Genomic DNA, 13702 nt, shown 5'->3' on the forward strand with positions numbered 1-13702 from the left:
AAGCGTTCTTCAACGAAACAGCCGGAACAAGACTTGCTTGTTCCGGGCTGCCGATCATTCTGAGGCTCCTATTAACATACGGTAAAACTTAATTCTGATAAACGCCAAATTCGTTAATGCTCACCCAACCGCCCGTATAATTGCTGGCGCCGGTAACGGTCAATCTCACATATCGCGCTGTAACGGCGGAGAATGTATCCATCAGCACAGTGCTGCCCTCGGTATTGGCCGTACGATTCACCACTTGCGTATAATTCGTTCCGTCCATGGATACCTCTATTTTGTATTGATAAGCCCGGTTTTGGTAAGGTGCAAGCTCTGTTTTGTTGATTAAAGTATTTTGACCCAGATCGATTTGTACCCATTGCGGATAAGTCTCGGCAGACCATTTCGTTCCCGCGCTGCCGTCGACAATGTTGGATGCTTCGTTACCCGCTTGCTGTGCCGAGAAGGTAATCGGCTTGTTTAAAGCCAGATTTACGCTCTTGAATACTCTGAACTCGTTAATGCTTGCCCAGCCGCCCGTATAATTGCTGGCGCCGGTAACGGTCAATCTCACGTATCGCGCGGTAATGGTGTTAAATCTGTCCGTCAACAGAGAGCCGCCTGCGGTATTGGCCGTTCGATCCACAACCTGCGTATAATTCGTTCCGTCCGTGGATACCTCTACTTTGTATTGATATGCCCGGTCAAAATAAGGCACAAGCTCAGTTTTATCGATCGAATAATTTTGACCCAGATCGATTTGTGCCCATTGCGGATAGGTTTGCGCGGACCACTTGGCGGTCGTTGTACCGTCAACAATGTTCGATGCCTCGCTGCCCACTTCTTGCGCCGAGAAGGTAACCGGCTTATTGAATGCGATATTACCGCCTGCTGTAGCGGGTGCGCTAGACGTATCTACCTTGAAGCTGATCGTTCTTGTATAATCTCCAGCCGCGACGTTCTTCTCCCCTTGAGGCCCAGTGTCTGCCGCTGTACTTAACTTGTTGCCGATTGCCGAAATGCCGTCCAGGAAGGAAATGTCGCCCACTGGCATCACTGCTGTTGCTGATACGGGGTTGTTTCCGAAGAATGGATTAAACAGCCGCAGGAACAAATTCTCGTCTTTGCTCGAGAAAGTGATATTTCCTTCGGCGGTCTTTAATACCGCCCAGTACGTATCGCTGTAATACCCGTTAAATTCAGGATATTGGAAAGGTATAGTTTGATCCATGTACGTCTTATTCCATACACTCAGCTTCGGACCTCTCATCCGATTCTTGTAAACACGGAACGGTCCTTTACCCAGCCATTTGACTTCCTGCACCTTGTTCTCAGGGTAGCTGAAGCTGACTCCCATCGTATCGTAGCTGCCGTTCAAGTTGTATTTATACTCCAGGTCGACCCAGCCTGACGGATAAACCGTCCACTTGGCGTAGTTCATGTTGCCCGTATAATTAACGGTTACGACGATATTGCTGCCGCTGGCAGCTGCGCTGATGCTGCTGAAGGTCTGCGTGCCTGCGGTAAGAATCGGTCCTTTATTGAAGGAGAACGGCTTGCCATTCTGCGAGATACTGGTCAGGTTGCCTGTTGACTTGCTGAACTTGAGGACGGTCTGACCCGCCGTAACGACGACCTCATTGGCGTCTTGCGTCGTCGTAACCGTCCCTGTACCCGCCGTTACCAACTGGCTGTGCAGCGCAGCCGCACTCTTGATCATCCAGGTCCAGGAAGTAATCTCCTTACCTGCTGAATCTTTCACAATGACGCGCAGAGCGTCGTGATTTTGCCAATTGGTCGGTAAGTTCAGATTCAACTGGCCGCTGGTTCTGGCCGGTATATTGGGACTTGCCGGCGTTCCGCTTGCCACCGTGTCAAATCCGGTTACGCCTGAGGAAACCGTCTTGAAATTAATAAGCTGCCATTCGTAATTTAGTTGATTCAAGTTGGTGTAATCATAGGCATTCGTAATTCCCACGCTGCCGCTGAAATTGGTCGGGAACGTGTTCTCATAGTAGGACAGATTCGTCAATTGAACCGGAGACCAAATATCCTTGATCGTATAAAAGCTTCCGCTTTTTTGCCGATATGGTCCTACAATACCGTCCGGCGCATTGCTGCCCGCGACGTCAATCGTGCCGTCCTGTCTTTTGATCCCTTCATCCATAAGCGCCCATATAATTCCGCCTGCCGCTTTCGGCTTAGTTACGTCGCCCATGTATTTCCAGTAATCATCCAAGCCCGCGCCTGCCCCGCCGTCATACAACGCATGCAAAAACTCGGTTGGCATGAATACGTTAGTGGAGGTTCCCTCGATTTTATTCTTCGTGCTGTCGAAGAATTCATAGTGATCCGAGTCTATCCCGTCATTCACGGCCCAAGGATGAAGCAGCGGACGCTGCTGCGGATCGAGTTGTTTAAACAACGGATCAAGAGCCGTATTCCATCCGCCTTCATTCCCGTTGGCCCAGAAAATAATGCTTGGATGATTCACATCGCGTTTCACCATTTCATTGGTAAGGATCGTGCCCACGGTCGTATCGTAAGACTTTTGCCAGCCGGCCAGTTCATTGACCACATACATGCCCATTTCATCCGCCAAGTGAAGGAAGCTTTGATCCGGCGGATAATGCGACATACGAACGGTATTCATATTCATCTCTTTCATTAATTCAATATCCGCGCGATCGATTGCAGGACTGATCGTTCGGCCGGAATCCGGATGGAAAGCATGACGGTTAGCACCCTTGAAAATAATCTTTTTGCCGTTAATGTAAATCCCATCGTTCGACCTTACTTCAATCGTTCTGAAGCCAAACCGTTCGGCAGTCTTATGCACGACCGTACCCGAATTTTCCAGTGTGACTTCCACTCTGTAAAGGTTGGGTGTCTCAGCCGTCCACAAATTGGGGTTCAAAATTGTCGTATTCAACGTTGTTTTGGTTGCTCCCGCACTGATGGATGCCGTCATCGGCGAACCTACCGCAACGCCGTCCAACGTCTTGATTTGAGCCTTGATCGTATTGGTGGACGTGATGCCTTGCGTATGAACATCGACCTTAAAGCTGCCGTTGGCTTTTCCATCCACAGCGATTCTGTCAATGTACTGTTGAGGCCTCGCTTCCAAATAAACAGGTCTGTAAATACCGCCGAACTGCCAATAATCAGCTTCCCGTTCCGCAGCATTGACGCTGGCGTTCGAAGAATATTTGGCAACCGATACCTCAAGCAAATTATTGCCTGTCAAGTTAACCTTGTCTGTGATATCATACTTGAATTGATAGAAGGAGCCTTTATGCGTAGGTCCTGCCGATACTCCGTTGATCTTAACCGAGGTGTCCGTCATGGAGCCTTCAAAAACGATAAATATCCTACTCCCGTTCCAATCCGCAGGCATTGTAAAATTCTTCTTATAACTTCCGACCTCATTAGCAGTACTCCACCCGTAGGACAGCACGCCGAAACCATGCGACTCCCACACGGAAGGCACGGGTAGGGTTGTCCAGCCCTCGCTGCTCCTATCACCGGCGGAAACCATGAAGTCCCAGTTCACCGTGTTATCCACGTCCGTGCCGGATAAATACTGAACCTGTGTTTCGACACCCGCGGCTTTAGCCGGCGCCGGCATCATCGCAATTGCAGAAAAACCGAGCACAAACGACAGGAAACACAACAATGATGCTTTTATTGCTTTCAATACGCTAGCCTCCTTGAAAAATGTGTAGTTAAATCAGTTGCAGTATTACTATAATGAAAACGAATTCAAGCTTGTAGGGGGGGATTTTGATATTTTTTTGTGTTTTCTTCATTCGTTTGCAGATGCCCCTTTCTATACTCGCTAGGTTGCTGATGCGACAGATCCCCAGCTGTAAAAGACAGTTGTAACCATCACGGCCATAGCTAACAAGAAGCATCGGATTGAATTTCCGTGTAAGCGGATACAAATTACCTCCGCCTGAATGAATTTGAGCTTGCTCATTACAAGAGTTTCAACGGCATTGTCGGTTCGATCTCAATCCCCCCCTTCCTTCATGAATCTCTTCTGTCAACCATGAGGAGTCGTGCAACCAGATTATATAGTATGAAGCACCTGCCCATTACCCCTTAAATTGTCACAGAATTCATACCAAAATATTGAAAAGGCTTACATTTCTGCGCACAACGAATTTCGATATGATATTAAATTCATTTTTTGCTAAAACGCATATCGCCAAAGGTCCTTTCGAACCCACATTTGAATCGCTCGGGAAATTCGAGTGTCCGGAATGGTTTCGTGACGCGAAGCTAGGAATATGGTCGCACTGGGGCGCGCAATCTGTGCCGATGTACGGGGATTGGTACGCCCGGAACATGTATGTGGAAGGTTCCGAGCAATACCGGTACCATATTCGCCATTACGGACATCCGTCGACATTCGGCTACAAAGATATCGTTCAGCTGTGGAAAGCGGAACATTTCGATCCGTACTCACTGATGGACCTATACGTAGCTGCCGGCGCCAAGTATTTCGTCGCGCAGGCGATGCATCACGACAACTTCTTCAACTACGACTCAAAACTCCACCGTTTCAATTCAGTCAACATGGGACCGAAAAAAGATATCCTAGCGCTATGGAAAGCCGCCGCTTCCCGCCGGGGACTTCCTTTCGGTTTGAGCGAGCATCTGGGAGCGACGTTCAGCTGGTTTAAATTCAATAAAGGACTGGACAAGGAAGGTCCTTATGCGGGCGTCCATTATGACGGTAACTCCCCGGAGTACGAGGATTTATATTTGCCGAACCGCGAGCATTACGATCCGGACAATCTGTCGTCCGAGCCAAGGCCTTGGTATACTGATAATCCTTGGTGGCATCAGCGCTGGCTCGACGTGATGAAGGAAATCATTGATTTCTACCAGCCGGATCTGCTGTACTCCGACGGCGGGCTGCCGTTCGCAAGCGCTTGGGATCAACGAGACGCTCCCTTGGACGACCCCTTGTTCACGGCCGGACTGCGAGCGGTTGCACACCTTTACAATACCAGCGCAGCGGCCAACGGCGGGGTGAATCGCGCCATTTTTAATCAAAAAGACCGCAGGCAGGACGTGTATCGCATAGGAATCCTCGACATTGAGCGCAGCCAGTCGCCTGACATCAGACTTGACCCTTGGCAGACCGATACATGTGTCGGGGATTGGTTCTACAATGTGAGAACCGAATACAAAAAACCGGGGCATGTCATCGAAATTCTTGTCGATATTATAGCCAAGAACGGCAACCTGCTCCTCAATATTCCGCAGAAGCCGGACGGTACGATTGATGACGAATGCACGTATATCTTGCAAGAGATGGCGAAATGGATCCGGGTTTGTGAGGAGGGCGTATACGGCACTCGGCCATTCCGCGTATCGGGCGAAGGGCTCTCCCGCGTAGTCATCGACCATTTTACGGAGGATCGGGTGGATTGGAACGCTGGCGACTTCCGTTTCACGCAAAAAGGGAATACGCTGTACGCCTTCCAGATGCGGTGGCCGGAGGATCATCGCGCCGTGATTCGTACGTTGACGCCAGCAGACCAAGTGAAGTCCGTCCGGTTGCTTGGAGTGGGTGAAGTTCCGTTCGAACAGTCGTACGGCGCTCTGATCGTATCGCTGCCGGACAGACGTCCTACGCCATACGTGAACTGCTTAGCGATCGAACTACATGCTTAATCCCAAGCCAAATAGCGAAGCCGGCTGACGTTCCCCCGTAGCCGGCTTCGTTGTTTACTATAAGAGGATGCATTCCGATTATGGTTAGGTAAATATAAGCTACGCGATGAGAAATTACTCCTGTTCAGAGCGCAGTTGTCCTGCATAATATTTCTTTACCACGGCATAAGCCAACTTGGGTCGGCGGTACCGGTCGACGATTCCCTTGCTGTTCTGCGTTCCGGCGCGGGTCAGCAGCCATCCCGTCCCTTCCGTTACCTTGCAATCGCAAAATTGCCAGATCAGCATGCCGGACAAGAATGGGACGGACGTATAAGCTTCCAGATTGCGCTCGATGATATCGGCATGGCGCTCCTCCGTTCCTTTCACCCGGCTCGGATCGCGATAGCCATAATAGCCGTCGGCCCCGAATTCGCTCATGATCATCGGCTTCTCCAGACCGCCGGCTTCGTCCGCCCACCGCCTCGCCTCCTTGACAAGCTCCAGCGGATCCTCCTCTTCGTACCAGAGCGGATACAAGTTGAACGAGACGATATCCGCAAGATCGAAGCAAAGCTCGCGATCGCGGTGATGCGAAGCAAAGCTTAGCGGCCTTGACGAATCCATCGTTCGGATTTGCTCGAGCTGCGTCCGATATATCTCCCGGCCTTCCGGCGTATCGCTCGCGCATTCGTTCAGAATTGCCCAAATGATGATGCTTGGATGATTGAAATGAGTCTCTACCATCTCCCGGTTGCAATCCTCGCATTGCTTGGCGAACAGCGGATGCTTCATTTGCTCCAGACTAAGGCCGCGCGCATGATTTTCTTCCCATACAAACATGCCTCGCTCATCGCACAAATCAAGAAACCGTTCGTCGTTCGGATAGTGGCTGGTCCGTACGGTATTGGCGCCCATGTCCAGCATCAACTCGATGTCGTGCACCATAAGCGGATAAGGAATGGCGGCTCCTGCCAGCGCATGATCCTCGTGCCGGTTGAAGCCCTTCAGCACAACGTCCTCGCCGTTTACCTGGATGCGCCCGTTCTTCGTCGACACCGTTCGAAAGCCGACCCGCTCAATCAAATCGTCCATGGGGGCTTCCTGCCCCTCTACATACAGACTCGCCTTCAGCAGATAAAGCGTTGGATCACTTGCCGACCAAGGAGTAATGCCAGGAAACGGCTCCGTAATCGATAGCTCGACGGTTTCACCCGGCATCACGCTCGCCTCACCTGCATCAATGTCCCGGCCCGCCAGACTGAGCTGCAGCCGTGCGCGGCAAGCCCGTTGCCCGATATTCCGTACATAGAGCCGAATCGTCCCCTGCCAGCCTTCGGCTGTACAAATCGGCGTAAACGCGATTCGTTCGATGAATAATTCATCCAGCAGCTCAATGGCCGAAGGTCGGATTAAGCCCCCGTAGGTATAATAATCGTTCGGAACATGGAGCGCGGACGATTCGCCGAACGAATTGTCCACGATCACGGCAACTTCATGCATTCCCGGTTCGACATCCGGAATGACGAGAGCAAACGGCGTGTACGCATTATAATGGCGTCCTGCCGGTATACCGTCAAAAAAAATATCAGCTGTATGGCTCACACCTTTGAAAACAAGCCGGATTGCGCCTTTCCGCGATATTTCTACCATTCGCCGGTATACGGCTTTGCCCCGATAGGTTGAAAACTGCGGATGCATCTCCCAGCACCCGGGTACGGGCATTCGGTATTCGTAGCGGGACGGCAACCCGTCCTTTCCGTTAGTCGGTTGGAAATCCCAATCGCCTTCCAACTCTTGCACGTCGCGTATTTCATTCGTTCTAAACAATCGCAGCAACGTTTTCCCTCCAAACTCTTCATATAATTCGATGATTGCTCTTATATTCCATTACTTTCACATCAAATTATAGAGTACGGTTACATTGTGAACCATGATTTTCAGGTCATGGATTAGCATGATTTAGCCTCTAGGACTCGCGCCTGTAGCCAAGAGACTTTCAGGCTTACATTCGCTTTTACAACAACAATCGATTGCAAGCAAAATTAAACGGCCTTAGTCCGATAGATGACCGGATCAAGGCCGCCGAAATAACATTGATTCATTCATAGTTATTTATGGATTGTTGAAAGAACTCTTGTTCTCTCCATCGTGAGGGAGTCATATTAAAGTGTTTTTTTAACGTTGATATTCTCGTAAAGCCTCTTGCGAACGGAGATATTGCCATATCCTTTATAAATCTCGGCGACTCAAAAGATACGAAGGGCGGGGGCTTGGCCCCTCCCACGGCCGGACTTTCTCCGGCTAGAGAATGCGTGCCTCTGGGCACGCCTAAAACGAAAAAGGCACCAGGGCTTCGAAAAGAAGTGCCCCGGCACCTTACTAACATTTTCGTTATCATGGAGAAATCTGTTACTTGCTATCGCAGCCTCTTCGTTTCGCCTCCCGCAATACGGACGGCTTCGCCGTCTGCGCTAATCCAAACCTCACGGGCATTCGGATTATGCACCATGCTTCGATCAACCGAGAAACGGAGCGCTTTAAGGGCATTCTGATAGGTTACAATGTCCGTCATCGACGCTTTCCAGACCGATTCCTCGCCGCCGATCAGCTCGCCCACCTTGTCTACCAGGTCCCAGTTGTCATCATGATCGAATTCGTAGCTGTGGCCCCAGATAAACAATAGTTCCATCCGGCTGAACCACTGCTTGGACGACAGCAGCTGTTCCGCCTTCTCGACCATGTCTTTATGGTGGCAGGTCGGATGCCATCTCAGCGGATCATCCGGCATGTGGAAGCCGCCATGGCTCTGGACGGTGCGGGCATATTCGATACCGAGCACCGGCAGCGCGTGCACAACGCGGTCGTTGTAGGTGCCGAACGGATAACTCATGCCGCGAACTGGGTATCCCGCAATCGCCTCCAGATTACGGCGGTCCGCGATCAGTTCCTCCGCGATCTGGTCATCCGGAGACTGCTCCAGGAAGGGATGCGTGACGGTATGGGCCGAAATCTCGTGACCGCGAAATAAGTCCGACGCTTCTTCGGCAGTGATATATCCTTCCTGGCCGAAATTGCCGGAATTCAGATGGAACGTTCCTTTGAGGCCATATCGATTAAAAGCCTCCACCAGCCTCCTGTCTTGCTCGCGGCCATCGTCAAAACTAAACACGACCGCCTTGCCAAGCCCTCTCGGAAACCGGTCGAATTGAATGCTCACGTTACCCATTATGACTCCTCCTTAAGTTTTGTGGAACGGAGTGGAACAAAACCGCATCGGAAGCTTCCGTTACCATTACACCTGAATACCTCCGAACCATTACGGCCGGAGGCATCAAGCTTCTGAACTAGCTTATTCTTTCTCCTGATTGATCATGAGGAACAGTAACGGTGGAAGATGCTTCCGTTACATTCCCTGCTTGATCGGTCGCTCTATAAGTAATCGTATAAACTAGAGGCCCTTTACCCTTGGATTTTTTGGCGAGAAGCAAGAATTCCGTATCGAATGTGCTGAATTCGGCTTCTTGTACCATAGATTCATAGCTGTCGACGGCAGCGCTCGGCGTAATGGACAGCAATTCCACTTGAGACAGCTCATTATCCGTTTCAATAGTTGCCGTTACTTTAACCAGCTTATTGTTGGCCGGCCACAAGGTTTCCTTATCCAGGACAACTTTCAGGGTAGGAGCAGCCGTATCAATGACCAAGCTTCTGTACGCCCACTCCGACCAGGTGCCCCCATTGTCCTTCAAGCGAACCCTGATCGACCAATTTCCGTCCGCCAATCCATTCAAAGTGTATGAACCGGATGCGCCCGCCAGTTCGCCGCTGTCCACATCGACCGTCTCCCAACCGTTGCTGGAGGCTTGAACCTGATAAGCAGATTGAACATCCGCATCGTCGGCGTCATGGAACGTCCAGTTAAGCTGCAGATTGTTCAGATTGATCGCCTGGCCATCCTCATACGAGGTGATCGAGACGGATGGAGCCGAATTGCCGGCACCTGTGCCTGTAACGGTTGTGCCGTTCTTGGTCATTGTGTATGTGACTACCTTGCCGCTCCAGAAGTGGAACGTCAGATTCACAACTCCGTCATTCGTATTCTGGAAGAAATTTGGCGTAAGCCTGATTCTTCCATTGGCGTAGTCAGGATTGTAGGAATCATAAATTTCCTTGTACGAAGTCCAATTATGCGGACCGGCATTGCCGCCATCAGCATATTTTGCCTCCATCGTAGCGACTCGATCGCCATTGAAGGCTGTAGGAATATCAAAGCCTTGGGAGGTGATCGTGCCGGAAACGCTGGACAACGTCGCTGTATCATAATAATTAACGTACAACTTCCACGCAGGACCCGCGCTGAAATGGGCCGACAATACCGCCTTCTGGCCTAATGCGCCTGTAGCGAGACTTGAAAGATAGCTTGCTTTGAGCGTTAATACGTCCCCGTCCACCGTATAGTCTGTGCCGGGTACGAGCGTTTGATCGCCATTCTTCAGCGAGACAAAGCTGTTGCCGTTCAGGTTCAAGGTGACCGATTGGTCGCTGACCGTCTCCCCGCTCTTGATGAAGATTCGATCGAAAGACGTCGTCGAAGTGCGGCCGGTCAAGCTATGCATAATAATATGATATAGCTCCGGGTCACTCCACTCGAAAGTTGTCCGGTTAACGTACGGGCCGTAATCCCACATCATCGTCGCAATGCTCTTCGACTGCATGGCATGGAGGAAGTATTCGAAATACTTGAGCATCTCGCCGCGCTCGACGGTTTCCTCACCCTTACCGTAACCGAGTATTCCGTATTCGCCTATGACAACAGGAATGCCTTTCGATACGAACGTATTATAGACATTGTTAACCGTTGTATCGATATCGTTTTTCACTTCGGCATTAAACGTTGTGTAGCCTGCGATGTTTACAGAGAAATGCCACAAGCCGTAAAAATGAACGGTAGTGATCAGATTCGGGTCGTTCAATTGTTCTATCGTGGCTGCAAGCGAATCCACATATTTTTGGCTGGCATTCGTCCACAGCGACGGCAAAACAAGCGGACGAACCCCATTATTGCCGCCGGACTCTCTTACAATGTTGAAGAAGGTCGTATTCAATTCATCGAGCAGCGACATTTGCGTTGTGTCTGCTAGGTTGTTGCCGAAAACCGGCTCATTGATGCTTTCGAACACCAGTTTGTTGGGATAATCCTTGAACGTGTTGGCGATTTGCTTCCAGACCGCCGTGTATTCGGCTACGACCTGGTCATGGTTCGTGTCCATCGTGTTGACCCATTCCACCGAATCGTGGTGCATGTTGATCATGACGTGCAGGCCGGCTTCGAGCGACCAGTCGACAATTTGCTGTACCCGGCTCATCCACGCCGGGTCAACCGTGTAGGATGGCGCAGGTCCCGTGTGCTGATACCAGGTCACGGGAATCCGGATGCTTTTGAAGCCCTGGGCGGCAATTTGTTCAATAAATGCTTGAGTGACAACCGGATTGCCCCAAGACGTTTCATCCGGGCCTCTTGCATCCAGGGAATTCCCCAGATTATATCCCGGCTGCATCGCGTTGACATAGGACTGCATTGGCGTCTGCACCGTCGCACCCTCTTTAATATCGCCGCGCACGATGCCCATACCGTTCGTTCCGATATAGACCCGGCCGTACACTTGCCCATCGCCCGTAATCGTTCCTCTTGCATTCGCGAATTGATGCTGTTCGTCGTTAATACGGATCCAGCTCGCCCCTTCATCCTCCGATCGGTAGAACCCGAACTTGCCGCCGTTCACTCTCATCCCGGCATAGATCGTTTTATACGTTTGGCCTGGCGCTTCTTTGCCGAAACCGACGGATACCGCCTCGTCGACGCCGCCTATCTTCCCGAAACTCGCTCCTGAATCCGTCGAACGGAATAGTCCTTCCTCGCTGGCAAGCCAAATATCGCCTTCGGCCGTAGGAGCAGCCTTGAATTTGCCATTCAGATTATTCGGCAGTCCGGAAGCCGCCGAAGCCGTGAAGTTGGCGCCGCCATCCGTGCTGACATAGAACTTCCCGTCAAGGAAACCGTAGAATTTGTCCGGATTGACGCGGTCCGAAGAGACGCTCGCGCCTTGCGGGATGCCTTTCGAGGCCGTCCACGTCTTGCCAAGGTCGGTAGAGAAGCTCACCGGCCGGACAGCGCTACCATCCGGATGCGGAGCCCATACGATCGTATGGCCGTTCGCGCCGACCGCGACCCATCCTCCGCTCGTGTTGTCGCCATTCTCCGCCTGCCAGGCATTGGTCGCCGGCGTCCAGGTGACGCCGTTGTCCGTCGATATGCCCATCCGCGCGTCTTGGTTCGATGCATGGCCGACCCGCACGATCAAATTCGAATTCGTCTCCGCGTAGTCCAGATCGGTGCTGGTTCCGATATAAGGATTCCTGATCATGCGCGGCGCCGTATTCAGGTCTTCGTGACGGAACCCTCCAATATCGCCCATCGCGCTAATCAACGGCGCCCCGGATGAAGGGCTAATCAAGCCGAGAACCGCGGTCTCTTCGATCCCGTCCGCCATGACGGAGATCCCGATTTTCTCGCCTTTGTCGAGATTGGTCACGTTCTCGGAGCCGAACAGCGTCGCCCCGGTACCGTACATGATCCGGTCGGAGTTGAACGGATCGATCTCCAGGTCGCCGATCATCCAACCCAGCTTCGGCGAGGTCTCCGGATCGGTCTCAGGATCGCGCTGAACGCCCCAGTCGAGCCATGGCGAGATGGAATAATCGATCGTGTACCGGTTGTCTCGCTTCGGATAGGAGCTGAACTGCCACAACGAATTCCATGTTTTCCCGCCGTCCGTACTGCGGTAAATCGATTCCTCCGGCCACCATTTGTTCATCGTGGCGACCATCAGCGTATCCGGATGCTGAGCGTCGACGGCAAGACCGCCGTACGGATTGCTCGTATTGCCGGCTCCTTCCGGGCTGATGTCCGTCCACTCGCCCGTCTTCGTATCCAACTTCCATACTGCGCCATTGCCGCCGAGGTAGGGTCCGATCGTCGAGTTAAACGATACGTACAGCATACCGTTGGAACCCAGCGTACCGTGGTGGGGCAGGAAGCCCTGTTTCGGCTGACCCGCTACCGGTTCCCAAGTAGCCCCGCCGTCGACCGACTTGTAAATGCTCGTCTGGGTATCCGCCAAGCCGACATATATCGTCTGCGTCGCATGGCCTGCAGAGCCCGTCGAAGGATCGAAGGTGACCCATACTGGGCCGACATTGCCGCCGTAGTCATCCTTTACATCGCCGACTGCAGTGAAGCTGCTCACCTTATGCCATGTCGCTCCGTAGTCCTCGCTCTTCCACAATCCGTTCCCGTTGCGGGCTCCCAAGTAGAGGATCCGGTTATCGTTCGGGTCGACAACCAGACGTTCGCCCATGGAACGGCCGGGCATGTTGCCGCCGAATTTGAACGGCATTTCCGTCTTCTCCCACGTTTGCCCGCGATCCTGCGAACGGAGAATGTAACCGTTCGACTGCACCCAGTCGTTCGAGTAGGTGCCGGCAGCAATATAGACGCGATTCGGATCGACAGGGTCGGTAGCGATACTCTCTACGCCCGATAGGTTCCAGTCTTCTAAGCTCACCCATTCCAACAGCTGAATCCACTTCTTCGTCGCGGGGTCCCAGCGATACGCGCCCCCCATATCCGTGCGGGCATAGATGAGATCCTTCTCCTTCGGGTTGTAAATAATGCCCGGAATGAATCCGCCTCCGACGATCTTCACCCTGCCCCAATCATAGGCTTGTGACTTCATTGGCACGATGTCCGACTGTACGGCCGCTGCTGCGCTTCCGGTCGAATCCGCCGCGAATGCCTTGTTAGGGAGCGTCAAGGCAGGGCCAATGCTTACCATTAACGCGGCGGTCGTCACCAGAATTGAAGCGGACTTACATAAGGAAATCATTTGTTTGGTGAATCCACGCGACGTTTTCCTTGTTTTCATCAAGCGAATCTCCTTCTTCAATCGTTTTCTTCTTGCGATCATGCCACTTGCCCTTGTTGAAA

The 13702-nt window shown here is 52.0% G+C and carries 5 protein-coding genes; 1 reads left to right on the top strand and 4 read right to left on the bottom strand.

The window, feature by feature from the left end:
- Positions 1-88 precede the first annotated feature (88 nt).
- The gene (locus tag PM3016_RS18105; protein ID WP_014370424.1) at positions 89-3682 is read right to left on the bottom strand and encodes a glycoside hydrolase family 2; all 3594 of its coding nucleotides are present in this window, start codon (positions 3680-3682) and stop codon (positions 89-91) included.
- A gap of 437 nt (positions 3683-4119) precedes the next feature.
- Between PM3016_RS18105 and PM3016_RS18115 the strand changes: the two genes are divergently transcribed.
- Positions 4120-5673 (top strand): alpha-L-fucosidase, encoded by a 1554-nt coding sequence (locus tag PM3016_RS18115; RefSeq protein ID WP_238540547.1) that lies wholly within the window; start codon positions 4120-4122, stop codon positions 5671-5673.
- A 114-nt stretch (positions 5674-5787) separates the two neighbouring features.
- On the opposite strand, the gene PM3016_RS18120 is transcribed toward PM3016_RS18115, so the two are convergent.
- The 3 genes from PM3016_RS18120 to PM3016_RS18130 all read right to left on the bottom strand — a co-directional run bounded on the left by PM3016_RS18120 (position 5788) and on the right by PM3016_RS18130 (position 13550).
- A complete protein-coding gene (locus PM3016_RS18120; RefSeq protein WP_014370426.1) occupies positions 5788-7491 on the bottom strand; it encodes a glycoside hydrolase family 2 protein in 1704 nt (567 codons plus the stop codon).
- Positions 7492-8071: 580 nt separating this feature from the next.
- Entirely contained in the window at positions 8072-8881 is an 810-nt protein-coding gene (locus PM3016_RS18125) for a polysaccharide deacetylase family protein (protein WP_013917905.1), read from the bottom strand.
- Between the two features lie 118 nt (positions 8882-8999).
- Complete coding sequence (locus tag PM3016_RS18130) at positions 9000-13550, bottom strand: cellulase family glycosylhydrolase (RefSeq protein ID WP_041619461.1); 4551 nt, start codon at positions 13548-13550, stop codon at positions 9000-9002.
- Positions 13551-13702 lie beyond the last annotated feature (152 nt).

Source organism: Paenibacillus mucilaginosus 3016 (assembly GCF_000250655.1).
Taxonomy (GTDB): Bacteria; Bacillota; Bacilli; order Paenibacillales; family NBRC-103111; genus Paenibacillus_G; species Paenibacillus_G mucilaginosus.